Raw genomic sequence first — 14,688 nt, forward strand, 5'->3', positions numbered from 1 at the left:
GCCGAAGGGGGCCCACACGTGATCGGGGAAGTCACCGGGATCCGCAGGATCCGGATGCTGTACCTGCAGCTGCTGTACCGCTGCAACTTCGAGTGCCTGCACTGCTTCCACGGCACGCGGCTCCAGCACGCCGACGCCTTCACCGCCGAGCAGGCCGTGAACCTCCTCACCCTCATGCGCGAGGAGTACGGCACCGAGGCCGTCACCCTGCTCGGTGGCGAGCCGTTCGTCTACAAGGAGCTCGCCCGCGTCGTACGGCACGCCAAGCAGGAGCTGGGCCTCCAGGTCGAGATCTGCACGAACGGCTACCGGATCGAGCGCCGACTCACCGAGATCGCCCCGTACGTGGACCTGCTGCGGATCTCGCTGGAGGGCATCGGCTCGACCAACGACCACATCCGCAAGGCTGGCAGCTACGAGAGCGCGCTGCGCGCTCTCGACCTCGCCCGGGAGCTCGGCGTCCGCACCGGGGCGACCATGACGGTCACCTCCAGCAACATCGGTGAAGTGCTGCCCCTGGCCCGCACCCTCCAGGACCTCGGCGCGCGCCAGCTCAAACTGCACTGCCTGCGACCGGTCGGCCACGCCGCCAACCACCCGGAACTGCTGATCACCGACTCCGCCGCGTACGCCCGCCTGCGCGAGCAGCTCCAGGACACCCGGCTGGACATCGAGGTGATCGTCGACGAGGACCTGTCCGAGGGCGGCGCCCCCGAGATCTGCACCCCTGCGGGCGGACCGGTGGAGATCGAACGGATCGAAGCTGATCCGCGCGGCGCGCTGACCATGTCCTGCAAGGCCGTCGGCAAGGACTCCCACGCCTTCTGGTACGACAAGCTCGCCGACCACATTGTCCACCGCCCCACCGCCACCGACGAGCTCACCCTCGCGGTGCCCGACGTGGTGTACGCCCGTGTCTGACCAGCCGAGGTTCGAGAGCATCGAAGGGCTGCGCGGCACCGGCAAGTCGACGATCGCCCCGATGCTGGCCGCTGCCCGGGAAGCGGTCCTGGTCCCAACTGTGCCGGCCTTCTACCAGCCGCTGCGGCGGGAGGTGGACAGACGGGAGAACGTGGAGGCCCGGATGACCTTCTACCTCTCTGCCCTCTTCACCGCGGCCGACGAGATCCGGCGGTACCTGTCCGCCGGAACCCCAGTCGTCGTGGAGAGCTACTTCGCCCGCTGCCTGGCCAACCACCGTGCGCTCGGCGCCCGCCTCGGCATCACGCTGCCGCCCGACCTGCCGCAGCCGATCACGTATTACCTGGTGTGCGCGGAAGACGAGCGCCAGGCCCGGCTCACCGGCCGGGACAAGCCGGACTCCCGCTGGGACGCCCTGGTCGAGAGCGCTTCGGGCCGCGTTACCGACGCCTACACGGGGTTCCCGATGCACCCCGTGGACACCACCGGCCGCGGCCCCGACGAGGTCCTTCAGGCGATCCTCTCCACCGACACCCAAGGAGCGCACGCCCGTGCAGACGCAGAGCCTGTGGGAGCACACCCTCACCTTCTTCCCCCAGTTCCTCGCCGCGCTGAGGGAGCACACCGCCCCTGACGCCACGGTCGCCGTCGTCGGAGCGAGTGACGGCAAGTTCATCCTGCCGCTGGCCGCCGCCGGCTACCGCGTCGTCGCCATAGAGCGTGACCCGCTCGCCCTGCACGGTGGCGAGGTCCACCTTCCGGGTGACGAGCACGCCCACGCGCTCGGGCTGATCGACCGGCTCAAGCTGGAAGAGCTGTACGACCGCGTGCAGGTGGTGGAGGAGGACTTCCTCACCGGCGACCCGTTGGACTCACCCTGCGACGCCGTCTGGACGAGCTGCTCGTGGCACTACAGTGCCAACCACCACCGCCCGCTCGCCGAGTTCGTCGACCGCATGCAGCGCCTCGTGCGTCCCGGGGGCCTGTTCGGCGCGGAGTTCATGATGCCCGTCGAGCAGCGCCACTTCCTGGTCGAGCACTACACGTCCCCCGAGAAGCTCCGCCGCCACTTCATCGGCGACTGGGACGTCCTGCTCACACTGCGGACGACCGAGTTCACCGAGCGGGCCCACGTCGGGCAGCTCCAGGACCACACCCACCGCATGGGCCTGCTCCTGGCGGCCCGTACGCCCACCATGTACCGCTACGGGAAGAAGGACTGATGAAGCACGAGTACGAGGCGAAGTTCCTGGCCGTCGACGTAGCCGACCTCCAGGACAGGCTGACCAAGCTGGGCGCGGACCAGGCGTTCCCCCGGACCCTCCTCACCCGCAAGATCTTCGAGAACGACAACCTGGACGGCGGTGCCTGGCTTCGCCTGCGGGACGAGGGGAGCCGCTCCACGCTCACGCTCAAGCAGGTCACCGACTCCACCACGATCGACGGCACCACCGAAATCGAGACCGAGATCGCCGATCTGCACGCCATGGCCGACATCCTCCGCCGCCTCGGTCTGAGCGAGGTCCGCTACCAGGAGAACTACCGCGAGGAGTGGCGCCTGGGAGAGGTCGCCTTCGACTTCGACACCTGGCCCGACCTCCCCACCTTCGTCGAGATCGAGGGCCCCGACGAGGCGTCCGTCCGCCAGGCCGCCGCACTGCTCGAACTCGACTACGCCGAAGCCCGGTTCGGCAGCGTGGACGAGATCTACAAGAGCGAGGCCGGCCGCGACATCCTCGCCGAGCCCACCCTCCTCTTCTCAGACGCGGAGAAGGCCGACCCCGTCCCCGTGGCCGTTCAGGCTGACTGACCTTGAAGGCCGCGCCGTGCTTCTGGAACTGGCCATGCCGCACCGAGTGATCCCCGGCATCGCCGACTTCGCCCGCGGTGGGCTCCCCGCCCCGGCCGCTACCGACGACGGCAATCGGTGGGTGGACGGCTGCTGCTGGCTCTACTGCGGCCAGCAGTGGACCCGCGTCCTGTGGATCGGTCCCGTCAGCGTCGCCGGCGCGCAGGCCCCGATGTATGCCTGTGGGCCCTGCATCCAGGAGCTCCAGGAGCGGGTCTGGCAGGCGATCCTCCTCGGCGACGAGCCGACCCGCCCGGCACAGCCCGATCCGCATCCCGGCATGGAGGCGCCCTCCGAGCCCAGCGGTGGACAGCACCGTGCGCCGGGACAGCGCCCGCGCCGCCCCTGAGCGCAGGCCTCTGAGCCCCGCCCCCGTGGTGAAACCCCACGGCCACGGGGGCGGCCCCTCGCAGTACCGAGCACCTCCGCACGCCAAAGCTTCCCGCCGGACCCGGCGGGAGATCGGTAGAGGAAGGAGCACCAAGTGAAAGACACCAAGCCCTCCGTCGAGGAGGGCCTCCTGGTGGCCGTAGAAGCTCTCGCGAGCGTCCACGACCGGCACGACAGCAACGCCTCCGACCCGGGACAGGGCGGCTCGGGCGATGGCCCCTGGCCCACCGGTGACGGGCTGAACCACGCGGCGTAGGCGCCGCCGGCTCCATGGCGGAGGGGCCGCGAGCTGCGGCCCCTCCGCTTTCTACATCCCATCCGAGACAAGGAAAGGGAACGACTCATGGAACACCGTCTGGTTCACGCGATCGAAGGGGCGCTGGGGTGGGATGGCCCGGCCCCGCTCGGTACGGAGTTCGCCCGGGGCGGCATCAGTGACCCCGACGTCGTCACCAGGCTCCTCACACCCCACCGGCTGCTCGACATGGTCATGCGCCGGAGCGTGTCCAACCCGCAGTTCCGGTTCTTCAAGGGCGGCGTGGAGCTGCACCCCGACGCCTACCTGAACCGCCAGGTCACACCCCGCGGCCAGGCCATACCCATGGCGGACATGCGCCGCATCGGCAACCACCTGCGGGACGGGGCGACGCTGGTCCTCGACCAGTCGAACGTCTTCGACCCCACCATGGAGGTGGCGTGCCGGGCGTTGCAGTGGTGGTCGCGCGAGCACGTCCAGGCGAACGTCTACCTGACCACGAACGACGCCTCCGGCTTCGACCTGCACTGGGACGACCACGACGTCGTCATCGTGCAGCTCGCCGGCGAGAAGCAGTGGGAGGTACGCGGTGCCTCCCGGCCAGTGCCGATGTACCGGGACGCCGACCGGAACAACACGCCCAGCGAGGAGATCGTGTGGACCGGCACCATGAAGGCCGGCGACGTCATGCACATCCCGCGCGGCTACTGGCACGCGGCCACCCGAGTCGGCAACGGTGACGGGCACAGCACCCACGTGACCTTCGGCTTCGCCAAGCGCACCGCCGTGAGCTGGCTGACCTGGCTGGCCGACTGGTCTCGCCAGGAGGAGATCTTCCGCCACGACCTCAACCGCTGGGGCACCCCCAGCCAGCAGCAGGACCAACAGCGCAGGCTGGCCACTGCGGCCTCCCGCCTCATCGACGCCCGCGATCCAGCGGAGTTCCTCCGCAGCCGCGAGCAGGAAGCCCCTCCCGGCCGCCACGTCCCCTTCCTGGACATCTTCGGCCCTCTTGAGGCCGCGGTGTGCGTCACCGACTTCCCACCGGCAATCACGGAGGACGGGGAGACGGCCGTCGTGGAGGCGACGGGCAAGAAGCTCACCTTCGCGGCCAAGGCGCTTCCCGGCCTCCGCGTGCTGCTGAGCGGACGCCCCGTACGGCTGGACGAGGCCACCCGCGTGGTGGGCGCCGAGGTGGAGGCACTGGCGAAGATCCTGGTGGAGGAGGAACTGTGCGCGAGCCTGACCCCCGAATTGTCCTCGGGTTACACCGATCTCGTTACGAACGCCGCGCTCTGACCAGCGCGCTGGACCTGGGCATCACCACGATCGACACCAGCTTCAACTACCGAGGGTTCACCGCCCACGCCACACTGGCTGACGTCGCCGGCGATCTCCTGCCTCACCTCACGCTCTCCACGAAGGTTGGCTTCTTCCCCGCCGCCGGTCAGGCCGAGCACTCCCTCCACCCTGCTCGTCTGCGCGTGGCAATGGAACAGACCAACCGGGACCTGGGCCGAGTGCCCGACCTGGTGTTCCTACACAACCCGGAACGCTCCCTCCCCTCCCCCGCGGCCGAGGCAAGAGACACCCTCGGCCGAGCATGCGCCACCCTGGCAACAGCCGTGGAGGAGGGCCTGTGCGGTGCCTGGGGCATCTCCACCTGGGATCCCCGCCCCCTCACAAGCCTCGCCGACGCCACCCTGCCCAGGCCCGCCGTACTTATGGTCCGCGCGGGTCTACTAGCGGGAATCAGCGTCCTCGAAGCGTCCGAGGCCCTCGTGGCCCAGTGGGACCTCGCGCCAGACCAGGTCTGGGGGATGAGTCCCTTCGGGGGCGACGCGGCCGACCCCGTGTGGGGTCGGCTGGACCCTCGCGTCTTCATCGCAGACGCAGACGACGCCCCCTCCGCTCTCCAGGCTGCGTTTCGAGCCGCCTTCCTGCTTCCGGAGGTGGGAAGGATCGCCGTCGGCACGGACAACCCCACCCATCTCCAGGAGCTGATCGACGCTCTCCGGTACGAGCCTGATTCCGACAGGCTGCGGACGTACCGGCAGATGCTTCGGGAGCGGGCCAGCCGTCAGGTGGACTGAAGGTCCGCCGCGACCTGCTCCGCCATCCGGCGGGCAGGTTCGAGGCGCGGGTCCTCGGGATGCGCGTCCGGGGCAAGGATCTTCGCGCAGACGAACAAGGTCATCAGCTTGCCGTCCCGGCTCTCCAGGTCGTGCCGCCGCTCGTGGCGTACGCGCTCGGCGAGATCCGGGACGGCCAGCGAATTACCCCACAACGACGCGGCATCCAGCCCCCGCGGGGCCAAGCCCCAGTCCTCCCAGTCGAACAGGGAGAACTCCGGCCCGGTCATGTTCGCCCAGTTCAGATCGGCATGCGCCGGCTGCCACTGCCGTACCTCGGTGTCGACGCCATCCGGGAGGAAGCGGTGTACCGCCTCCCCCACCCCGCCCTGCGTGATCGTCACCGTGTCAGGAGTCGCCACCCGGCTGGTGCTCTGTACTGAGAGGGCATCCAGGGAGCGGTTCAGCGCTTCCCACCACGCTTCCGGCAAGAGCGGGTCGGCCACCAGCACGCTGTTGCCCACTGGAGCATCGGGCAGCAGCTCGGTCTCGTCAGCACGCCACATCACCGGCTCGTCCCGCTGCCGCCACGCCGCACCCCGCCGCCACAGCGGCATCGCGACGCCATCCAGCAGCGCTGCACACTCAGTGCCGTTCCAGCCCTGGTTCCCGATCTTCTCCAAGCGGCGCCGCTCAACACGCACCCAGGTGTCACGATCCGTCCTAGCGCCGAGAGACCGGCGCTTGCGGACCAGCGTGGCTGGGTCCAGCTGAGTTCCAAGCATCCGTTCGACTTCGCCGAGGACGATGTCAGGCGGCTCAACTCGCAAGTCGAAAGCGGCGGTAGCTGGTGCGGAAGACGACACTGGACCTCCTTAGCGACTGACCGACGTTAGCAAGTAGCCAGCCTCGCCGAGGCCAAGACTTCCGCTTCGGCTGTCCGCCACACGGCGGCCTCGGCACCGGCCTCGGCCGGATCCTGATCGTCATGCTCGCTCTCGACTCCATCCGCGAGGTGGCCTTCCTATTCCGCGGACCGAGCCGGCGGACTCGCTGATCGCAGCTTGACGTGCCGCCCGCCCCGCCGCCGGACCGGCGGTGGGGCAGTGGCAGCAGGGGAGCTCAGGCGATCAGCCGAGATGGAGATTCTTGGAAGCGACCAGACATGTTTCTCCCCAGTTGGGTCGAGGGCGGCATCCACTGGGTTGGCTAGTGGAATTGGGCCATGGTGTTAAAGGCAGTCAGTGCTGCTGCCACCACCAGACGATGAGAGCCACGGCCCCAGTACCGCCAGCCCCGGCCGCGCTGCGGACGGCACTGAGCATGATGATGCGCTGCCAGCGCCGAAGCTGTCGGCGTGCACGCACCCAGCGTTCATGACGGCCTCGCCTCCAGACACAGTGATGGCATCGACAATCCATGGTTCTAGACATACCGGGCCTCCTGTGGCCTCCAATTGCTGTGCCCCGTATGGGGCGACAGCAGCAGTACGCCATGACGGTGCGGCGGACCCTGGCACCACCTCGTGGGGTTGTAACGTGGGAGGGTGCCTCGTACCGACAGCCCTGCCGATCGAGAGCTCTGCGAAGCGGTACGGGAAGCCCACCGGCAGACGATCAGCTGCAAACAGCTGGAGACATGGCGGGCGGCCAAGCTGCTGCCCAGCAACTTCAGGCGCGCTCTTGGGCGCGGACAAGGCAAAGTGTCCTGGTTCCACCCTGGGGCCGTGGGGATCGCGGCGGAACTCGGGCGAAACTCCCGCCCCGGACGCAACCTGCACGAAACGGTACTGAGAGCGTTCACCGCCAACCCGTACACCTTTGCCGAGGGCCGTTCTGCACGGCATCCGCTCACAGGTCAGTCGGAACCGTTCTCCCCAGAGCCGGGGGTGCGGGCAGCCCTGGAGTGGCATCAGCGCAAGCCGCGTCTCACCGACGAAATCTTCCAGCGGCTATCCGACGGCGGCTCCGTCGACGAGGCGCTGGCGGATGCCAGTAGCGAGCTGCATCGATTCGCGCAAGAATCGGCCCAGCTCCTCGCACGTCGTCGCCAGTCGCTCCCCGCCAGTTGGCAGGGTGACCCGAAGCTCCTTGACGTGACTGCCGCGATTACGCAGCTCGTCGCCGATTGGGTCAACAGTGACGGCCGACCGTCGGAGGCCCTCACCGAATACAGCGCAATGCTTCTCCGTGCCATGGGAGCCGATCGGCCCGAGGGCGAACTTGAACGGGTGAAGAGCCTGATCATTGCAGACGAACTCAAGGGCGAGCTTGCTGAACTCGACGTCAGTGCCTACCCGAAGGGAGCCGATGAGAGGGTGACTGCCCTGGGGCAGTGTACGTATCGCGAGATCTGCGAAATCGCCCTCATCGTGCACTTCGTAGCGCGGACGATCAGGAATCGCAGGCTCTCGCTCACCCTCCTGCCAGGTAGCCAATTGGTCCGCCGCACGGCAGTCCTCTACGCGACAGACCCCTGGCTTCACCGGTGGATGACCGTCCTGGAGCACACCATCGGACCTCAGGGCCCGGCTAACTGGTCCGGCACGACCGCGGTCATTGCGGCGTTGTGCTGCCATCCCCGCGGCTTGGAGTATGCGCGACGGCTGGAGTCCCTGCTCGCCTATTCCTACGGCGACTCCAGCGCCTCACAAGTGGAGGTCCAGCTCGGCGAGAACCTCGCCACCAAAGCCAAAGGACCCTAGCGTCGACTTAACCCCTGGTGAGCTCATGCACTCCCCAGGGGCCGTGGTTTCCCCAGGAGCAACTCTGAGGCCAGCCCAAGCCTTGGGAGGCCGATTCCCAAAAAGCCTCATCAGCCCCCTGATCAGAGTCAGCGACGGGAGCGGTTGGGGTGAGTGGCGGGGGCCGTGGGCAGCTGCGTTGCTTGGTTCTGCTGACCAGCCCTCGAGGCAGTGGTGCGTCTGCGGGCAGCTTCGGCATGGGGGTTGGGGGTGGGGTTGCGGCTGGTGTGTTGGAGGCGGGTGATCAGGACGCGGGCGGGTTGGCGGGCTGTGCTCAGTTCGCGCTGGGCTGCGGCCTCCTTCAGGAGCTGATGGGGTTGGTGGCCTCGGGCCTCCGCGTCGGCGAGGAGGGCTGCGAGGGCAGGCCAGCTGGGGTCGGTGAAGATTCGGTCAGCTTGGTCAGGGACGGCGGCGCGCACGTCGTGAGCGAGGGTGCGGAGGGCATCCTCCAGTGGTTGACGCTGCACGAGTACGACGAGCGTGGGAGTGAGGGCCTGGTCGGCGGCTGCCTGTAGGTGGTGGAGGGCTCGGCGGGCGGCGTCGGCTTGGTGGGCGTGGCCCTTGGCCTCGTGCCAGCGATTGGCGATGACCCCGGCCCACAGGAGGGCGGCGAGGAGTGCGGCGAGGGCGCTGCCGTCCGGGCCGGTGGCGGTGTGGACGATGTCGCGGGCCGCATTCCGGATGGCGTGGGCGGCGCGGTCTTCCGCCCGGATCTGCGAGCGCTGGGCGCGCGCGAACACCTTCGATGCGGCCTGGAGTTCGGCGCGGAGGTGGGTCGGGGCTTTCTGGGCGGTGGCTTCGAGGAGCTCGCCGAGGGCGGTGATGTGTGCCTGGGCATGGGTGTCGTCGGTGAGGTCGGTGCGGAAGGTGTCGAGGGCTTCGGTGGCCTGGTGCCAGGGGGTGGCGGGCCGGTTGCGGCGGGCGGTGGGGTGCTCCTCCGGCTGGCCGGCTTCGAGGCGGTCCCGGAGCTTGGGGAGGGTGAGGTCGGGGGCGATCTTCCCGCCCGGGTGGAAGACCTGTTCGCCGTCCTTGTTGAGGTCGCCGGGGCGGCCTGCGGCGTAGCCGAGGAGGTCTCCGGAGGGGCCGCGCCGGGCCTTGACCGCGATGCCGTCGGCCTCCAGGTAGGCGAGGAGTTCCTCGGCCGTGCGTGCGTGGGGGATGGCGGCGCGGATGCGGTCCTGGAGCCATTCGCGGCTCGTCTGCTCCCAGCCGAGCCGTTCGGCCTTGTGCATCTCCGCCTGGGTGGGAGCGCGGGTCCCGGTGCGATCGCCCTTCTTCAGGCGGCGCAGGCCGTAGTCCTTCTCGATCTGCCGACATGCGTCGCCGACGCGGATGCCGCTGTCGTGGAGCTTCGGGCGGCGGCCGTCCTCTCGGACGGTGGTGGCGAGGATGTGGATGTGGTCGTCGGCGTGGCGCACGGCGATCCAGCGGCAGGCCAGGTCGTCGCCCTCGGGGGCGATGCCGGCCGCGGCGACGATGCGCTGGGCGATCTCGCCCCACTCGGCATCGGAGAGGTGACGGTCCTCGGGGGCTGCGCGGACGGGGCAGTGCCAGACGTGGTCGGTGATCTTCTTGCCGAACTCGCTGTTGCGGAGACGCACGGGGTCATCGAGGTAGCGGGCGAGCTGGGTGAGGGTGGCGTTCTCGTCGCGGCCGGGGTCGGGCATGGCGAGCATGGCGAAGCCGGCCACGATGTGCGGGTCGGTGTGCTCGTCGTGGCGGCCCGGGCCGTAGAGGTAGGCGAGCAGTCCGCGGGTGTTGGCGCCGGAGGGCTTGATGGCTGCGATCACGGCTGTCGGACCTCCCTCGGGTTGGCGGGCTCGCGCAGGGTCTCGGCGATCAGGACAAGGAGGTCGTGGAGCTCGTCGAGGCGCTGGCGTATGTCTGGCGGGGTGAGATCACTGTTCAGGGCGCGGGCGATCTGGTTGATGTTGACGCCGATGCGGTTGCACTGGCGCAGGACCTGGGCACGGAAGACGTGCGTGCGGCGGCGGTCCTCGGACAAGGGCAGGTTGGCGGTGAACCGCCCGTTGATGAAGGCGAGGACGATGTCGGCGGCGAAGCCGGATTCGCCCTTGTAACCGTGCTCGGCTGCGGCCTCCTGAAGGCGGGGGCGTTCGTCGTCGGTGAAGCGCAGCGGGCCTACGCGATGACCGCGCTTGTTGCCGGTGAAGCGGCGGATCGTGGGCTGGACGCTCTTCACCGTCGGCTCGCCAGCGGAGGGCTCGGCGCTGCGTTCGGCGTGGAGGATCTCGCGCTGGACAGTGTGGAGCGTGTCCTGGTCGGGGCCGCCCTCGGTCCCGATCTCACGGTCCGGCGACCCCTGGTGCTGGGCCGTCTCCGCCACCCCCGGGGCGGAGATCCCCGAAGGCCGGCCTTGAGTCGGACTCGGGGTACTACTGGCTCCGCCAGGGGCCGCCATCCCGAATGCGCGTCGCCAACGGTTGGTCAGACTAGGCGACTCCGAGACCGGCGAGGGCATGGAGTCGGGGTCGTTCGGGTCGAGCGTCACAGGGTGGTTCTCCGATGCGGGGGTGGCTGCTGGCGATGCGAGGACAGGCAAGTTCGGCAGGTTGGAGCCAGCGGCGATGGCAGCAAGTTGCGGCGCGCGGTCAGCGACGAGATGACCGGAAGTCCGACGTCCCCTGAATACGGTGGATGGCTGCCCCGGTGCCGGGGACCGCGGAGTACGGATCGCGGTCTGGGGACCGGGCCGGTCGTGAGGGGACGGAGTTCTGCCGTGATCACCGGGGGCCTTGGCCGTCAGGCAGCCACGGTCCCCGTCCGGCCTTACCGGCGTTGACCTGCGGTGAATATCGGTCAGTGTCCGGGTGCGGTTCCGGTGAGAGCCTGCTGCTTGCGGAGGCCCACGAGATCCTTCTTCACCTTCCCCAGGCGCTCGTTGCTGATCGAGTGGCCCTCGCCCTCGATTGCCGCTCGCATCTGCTTCAGCGTCGGCTTCCCTTCCAGCTTCTCCACGATCGCGAGGAAGTCGTCCATGTCACCGGTTGTCGGTCGTCCGACCTTCCGGGAGGGGACGGCGGGCGGGTCGGCTTTGCGGGGACCGGCATCCAGGTCCAACTCCTCGGCAGCCTCGGCGCCGTTGTCACCGGAATCTTCCGGCTCCTCGCCTGCGGGTGTGGGCTGACGTCGAAAGGCTTGCCCATCGTCGTAGGGGAGTTGGGCGGCGATCACCACAGGGTGGACGCAGCCGTCCGAGGGACGTGGGGTTGCGGGTTCGGCGACATGCTGGTGGATCTGCCGCATCAGGGCGCCGAAGGCCAGGAGGGCGGCGGCTGGGGGGATGGCGGCGATCACGTAGTCCAGGAGCGGGACCTGGGTGGTGCCGCGTGTGCCGTAAACGCCGGCCACATTCAGGGCGATGGAGCCGAGGGAGCCGGTGGCGGTCAGGGCGATCGCCCACCAGTCGGTCACGCGGTGCAGGCTGGCACGGAGCATCAGGAGCTCGCCGGAGACGATGAACGCGTCCAAGGTGGCGGGCCAGGCCCACTGACGTTCTGGGGCGTTGCCCAGGCCGTGGCGTCCGGCGACCTCGGCCAGGTGGGCGTACGAGAGCCAGAACGCCGCGGCGGTCAGCGCGACGATCGCGCATCCGGCAGCGGCCAGAACGTACCGCTCGGCGGTCGGGGCGTTTCTGAGCGAGGGGGTGGATGTGGTCAAGCGGATGCACTCCAAGGGCATAGGTGTGGCCACCGAGCTGTGGGTGACTGTGGAGGGTGGGGACTCGTCCCACTCGTCCTGTCGCTGGTCAGGGCAGGTACGGGTGGTCGGCTGATGTCGAGTCGACTCGTTGCATCTGAGGGGTACCGCGTGCCGGGCGGTCGGTGAGACGAGTGGGGTACGAGTTGGTACGGGTGCCGACTCGCGCGTCCTGGGAGCCGCTTTGCGGGCGGTTGCACGCGTCGGTGGCGGGTTTCACCAGGTCAGCAGGCTGGCGATGTCGAGTCGACTCGTTGCGCCGCCCCCACTCGTCCCCGCGCTGACCTGCGCGGGGACGAGTGGGACGAGACGTGGAAGGTCAGGCGCCGGTGGCGGGCGGGGCCTCTGCGGCGGGGTTCTCCGGCGGGCAGTACCGGGTCCAGGCATCGGTGAACTGCGCGGGGGTGAAGCCCTTGGCCTGGCTGCCGTCGGGGAAGCGGCGGTTGCCCGAGCCGATGCCGTAGTCGTCGAGCAGGATCTGCAGTCCGCGTGGGGTGAGCCCCTTGGGGCTGTGCTCGGACCATGGCGCCTCTGGGTCGGCGTTGAGGAGGTCCAGCAGGTGGGTCGTCCGCAGGGCCGGCGGGTTACCGACGTTGGCGAAGGCTTTGCGGATGTCGGTCAGGATGCGGGTCTTCAGTCCGCCTTCCTGATCGCGTCCGGACTCGTAGTCCGTCATGGTCTTGCACGCCGTGCGGGCGATCACCGGCCAGCGTCCGCCCGCGAGGTCGGCGACGCTGATCAACGGCTCCCAGGTGTCGGCGGCGCGGTCGTCGACCGGGAGCTTGGGCTCCAGCGCGATGGCCTCGTCGCGGACGCTGGCGAGCCAGGCCGCGACCCGTTCCCGCAGTGCCCTGACCGTCCTGGAGCGGCACCGCAAGCGGCAGGAGGCCGACCGCGCGGAGTGGGGGTCTGCTTGGGTGAACACGGGGCTCGTCTTCACACAGGAGGACGGCTCCTGGCTGCACCCCGGGAAGGTGACCGATCTCTTCGAGCGGCTGGTGGCCGCCTCGGGGCTCCCGCCGATCCGGCTGCACGATCTGCGGCACGGGGCGGCCACGCTCATGCTGGCGGCCGACATCGACATCAAGATCGTGTCCGACACGCTCGGGCACAGCGACACCCGGATCACGCGCGACATCTACCAGAGCGTGCTCCCCCACGTCGGCAAGAGCGCCGCCGAGGCCACGGCCAAGCTGGTCCCCCTCCAGCGGAAGGCCGAGCAGGAAGAGCAGGCCCGCAAGGCCGCCAAGAAGGCCAAGCAAGCCGCAAAGGCGAAGGTCAAGGGGAAGAAGAAGGGCAAGGCCAAGAAGGCCGCACGCAAGGGCTGACAGCCCATCCGCTCACGCATCGCTCACGCACGGGGTTTCGGGCCCCAGCCTCCGCATGCGTCGGCCGACCCCGGAAAAAGCAAAAGCCCCAGGTCACGGCGAGTGAGTCCTGGGGCTTCGCTGGAGCCGCCTTCGGGATTCGAACCCGAGACCTACGCATTACGAGTGCGTTGCTCTGGCCAACTGAGCTAAGGCGGCACCGCTGGGAAGACGAGGTTTTTCCCCGGAGGGAAGGCTCTCATCAGCAGCGGCGCCAAGTCTACAGGGTTAAACCGGGTGCCCCGAACCGGGGTGGCGGGCGGGGGTCAGCAGCGTTTGCCGTCCGTCGGGGGCTGGCCCTGGAGGAGGTAGCGGTTGATCGCCGTGTCGACGCAATCGCTGCCCCGGCCGTACGCCGTGTGGCCGTCGCCGTCGTACGTGAGGAGCGTGCCCGACTCCAGCTGGCCGGCCAGGGCCTGGGCCCACTTGTACGGGGTCGCCGGGTCGCGGGTCGTGCCGACCACCACGATCGGGGCCGCGCCCGCCGCCTTCAGGGGCTTCGCCGCGCCCGTGGCCTTCACCGGCCAGTACGCGCAGTTCAGGGAGGCCCAGGCCAGGCCCGCGCCGAAGACCGGGGAGGCCTTCTCGAAGGAGGGCAGCGCGGCGTCCACCGCCTCGGGGCCGCCGAAGGCAGGCGGCTGGTCCAGGCAGTTCACGGCCGCGTTGGCGTACATCAGGTTCGCGTACGAGCCGTCCGCCTCGCGCTCGTAGTAGCTGTCGGCGAGGGCCAGCAGGCCGGCGCCGTCGCCGTCCATCGCGCCCGTGAGGGCCTCGCGCAGCTGCGGCCAGGCGCTCTCGTCGTACAGCGCCGCGATCACGCCGGTCGTCGCGAGGGCCTCCCCGAGCGGGCGGGCCGGGTCGCCGGACGGGACCGGCTGGGCGTCGACCTTCCGGAAGAACTCCTTCAGGCGCTGTGCCACCGCGTCCGGGCCGCCCCGGCCGAGCGGGCAGTCGGCCTGCTTCGCGCAGTCCTTCGCGAAGGAGCGGAAGGCGGTCTCGAAGCCGGCCGTCTGGTCGCGGTTCAGGTCGAGGGAGGACCGGGACGGGTCCATCGCACCGTCCAGGACCACCCGGCCCACACGGGCCGGGAAGAGGTCGGCGTACGTGGCGCCGAGGAAGGTGCCGTACGAGGCTCCGACGTAGTTCAGCTTCTCGTCGCCGAGGACCGCGCGGAGCACGTCCATGTCCCGGGCGGCGTCCACCGTCGAGACGTGCGGCAGCACCCGCTTGGAGCGGGTCTCGCAGCCGGCCGCGAACTCCTTGAACGCGGCCACCAGCTTCGCCCGCTCCGCCGGATCGTCCGGGGTCTGGTCCACCTGGGTGAAGCGGTCCATCGCCGGCCCGGTCAGGCACTCCACCGGGCTGCTGCG

Annotated in this window: 15 protein-coding genes, 1 tRNA gene and 2 pseudogenes; 11 read left to right on the forward strand and 7 right to left on the reverse strand. The window is 69.5% G+C overall.

Annotated elements, in window-relative coordinates; all coding sequences use genetic code 11:
• Window positions 1–18: 18 nt before the first annotated feature.
• From SSNG_RS16130 to SSNG_RS16155, 8 genes are all read left to right on the forward strand, one after another.
• Entirely contained in the window at window positions 19–921 is a 903-nt protein-coding gene (locus SSNG_RS16130; RefSeq protein WP_042801122.1) for a radical SAM protein, read from the forward strand.
• The gene (locus SSNG_RS39745) at window positions 914–1,555 is read left to right on the forward strand and encodes a hypothetical protein (protein ID WP_241695065.1); all 642 of its coding nucleotides are present in this window, start codon (window positions 914–916) and stop codon (window positions 1,553–1,555) included. The genes SSNG_RS16130 and SSNG_RS39745 overlap by 8 nt, the downstream gene beginning before the upstream one ends.
• Entirely contained in the window at window positions 1,473–2,144 is a 672-nt protein-coding gene (locus SSNG_RS16135) for a class I SAM-dependent methyltransferase (protein WP_042801124.1), read from the forward strand. Before SSNG_RS39745 ends, SSNG_RS16135 begins: the two co-directional genes overlap by 83 nt.
• Window positions 2,144–2,731, forward strand: a complete 588-nt coding sequence (locus SSNG_RS16140; protein WP_007264921.1) for a class IV adenylate cyclase — start codon at window positions 2,144–2,146, stop codon at window positions 2,729–2,731. The genes SSNG_RS16135 and SSNG_RS16140 overlap by 1 nt, the downstream gene beginning before the upstream one ends.
• A gap of 34 nt (window positions 2,732–2,765) precedes the next feature.
• The gene (locus tag SSNG_RS16145; protein WP_241695066.1) at window positions 2,766–3,119 is read left to right on the forward strand and encodes a hypothetical protein; all 354 of its coding nucleotides are present in this window, start codon (window positions 2,766–2,768) and stop codon (window positions 3,117–3,119) included.
• A gap of 135 nt (window positions 3,120–3,254) precedes the next feature.
• The gene (locus tag SSNG_RS42130) at window positions 3,255–3,416 is read left to right on the forward strand and encodes a hypothetical protein (RefSeq protein WP_007264923.1); all 162 of its coding nucleotides are present in this window, start codon (window positions 3,255–3,257) and stop codon (window positions 3,414–3,416) included.
• 87 nt (window positions 3,417–3,503) lie between these two features.
• A complete protein-coding gene (locus SSNG_RS16150) occupies window positions 3,504–4,715 on the forward strand; it encodes a cupin domain-containing protein (RefSeq protein WP_007264924.1) in 1,212 nt (403 codons plus the stop codon).
• A complete protein-coding gene (locus tag SSNG_RS16155; protein WP_042801125.1) occupies window positions 4,649–5,509 on the forward strand; it encodes an aldo/keto reductase in 861 nt (286 codons plus the stop codon). The genes SSNG_RS16150 and SSNG_RS16155 overlap by 67 nt, the downstream gene beginning before the upstream one ends.
• Here the strand turns inward: SSNG_RS16155 and SSNG_RS16160 are convergent.
• Window positions 5,497–6,354: a hypothetical protein gene (locus tag SSNG_RS16160; RefSeq protein ID WP_007264926.1), complete on the reverse strand. Its 858-nt coding sequence runs from the start codon at window positions 6,352–6,354 to the stop codon at window positions 5,497–5,499. The genes SSNG_RS16155 and SSNG_RS16160 overlap by 13 nt on opposite strands.
• Window positions 6,355–6,413: 59 nt before the next feature.
• On the opposite strand from SSNG_RS16160, the pseudogene SSNG_RS41180 reads away from it, so the two are divergent.
• Window positions 6,414–6,545, forward strand: a pseudogene (locus SSNG_RS41180) (amino acid--tRNA ligase-related protein); the annotation flags it as partial.
• 669 nt (window positions 6,546–7,214) lie between these two features.
• Window positions 7,215–8,192: a hypothetical protein gene (locus SSNG_RS16165; protein WP_129593311.1), complete on the forward strand. Its 978-nt coding sequence runs from the start codon at window positions 7,215–7,217 to the stop codon at window positions 8,190–8,192.
• Between the two features lie 128 nt (window positions 8,193–8,320).
• Here the strand turns inward: SSNG_RS16165 and SSNG_RS16170 are convergent, their stop codons facing one another.
• The 4 genes from SSNG_RS16170 to SSNG_RS16185 form a co-directional block, all read right to left on the reverse strand.
• Complete coding sequence (locus SSNG_RS16170; protein WP_007264928.1) at window positions 8,321–10,021, reverse strand: hypothetical protein; 1,701 nt, start codon at window positions 10,019–10,021, stop codon at window positions 8,321–8,323.
• Window positions 10,018–10,578 (reverse strand): MobC family plasmid mobilization relaxosome protein, encoded by a 561-nt coding sequence (locus SSNG_RS16175; RefSeq protein ID WP_042801130.1) that lies wholly within the window; start codon window positions 10,576–10,578, stop codon window positions 10,018–10,020. The genes SSNG_RS16170 and SSNG_RS16175 overlap by 4 nt, the downstream gene beginning before the upstream one ends.
• 473 nt (window positions 10,579–11,051) lie before the next feature.
• Entirely contained in the window at window positions 11,052–11,912 is an 861-nt protein-coding gene (locus SSNG_RS16180) for a DUF2637 domain-containing protein (protein ID WP_042801132.1), read from the reverse strand.
• A 358-nt stretch (window positions 11,913–12,270) separates the two neighbouring features.
• The gene (locus SSNG_RS16185) at window positions 12,271–12,891 is read right to left on the reverse strand and encodes a DUF3631 domain-containing protein (protein ID WP_347232451.1); all 621 of its coding nucleotides are present in this window, start codon (window positions 12,889–12,891) and stop codon (window positions 12,271–12,273) included.
• On the opposite strand from SSNG_RS16185, the pseudogene SSNG_RS16190 reads away from it, so the two are divergent.
• A pseudogene (locus SSNG_RS16190) lies at window positions 12,803–13,279 on the forward strand (tyrosine-type recombinase/integrase); the annotation flags it as partial. The gene SSNG_RS16185 and the pseudogene SSNG_RS16190 overlap by 89 nt on opposite strands.
• 121 nt (window positions 13,280–13,400) lie before the next feature.
• Here the strand turns inward: SSNG_RS16190 and SSNG_RS16195 are convergent.
• Both SSNG_RS16195 and SSNG_RS16200 read right to left on the reverse strand, forming a co-directional pair.
• Window positions 13,401–13,477: transfer RNA gene (locus SSNG_RS16195), tRNA-Thr, on the reverse strand.
• Window positions 13,478–13,584: 107 nt separating this feature from the next.
• A partial coding sequence (locus SSNG_RS16200; RefSeq protein WP_063749897.1) for an alpha/beta hydrolase occupies window positions 13,585–14,688 on the reverse strand: 1,104 nt, incomplete at its 5' end.

Origin of the sequence: Streptomyces sp. C (genome assembly GCF_000158895.1) — a bacterium.
GTDB classification, from domain to species: Bacteria; Actinomycetota; Actinomycetes; order Streptomycetales; family Streptomycetaceae; genus Streptomyces; species Streptomyces racemochromogenes.

Bases quoted from the DNA above. Each gene is read 5' to 3' on its own strand.
- SSNG_RS16140 (WP_007264921.1), top strand. From the start codon at position 2,144: ATGAAGCACGAGTACGAGGCGAAGTTCCTGGCCGTCGACGTAGCCGAC.
- SSNG_RS16145 (WP_241695066.1), top strand. From the start codon at position 2,766: ATGCCGCACCGAGTGATCCCCGGCATCGCCGACTTCGCCCGCGGTGGG.
- SSNG_RS16150 (WP_007264924.1), top strand. From the start codon at position 3,504: ATGGAACACCGTCTGGTTCACGCGATCGAAGGGGCGCTGGGGTGGGAT.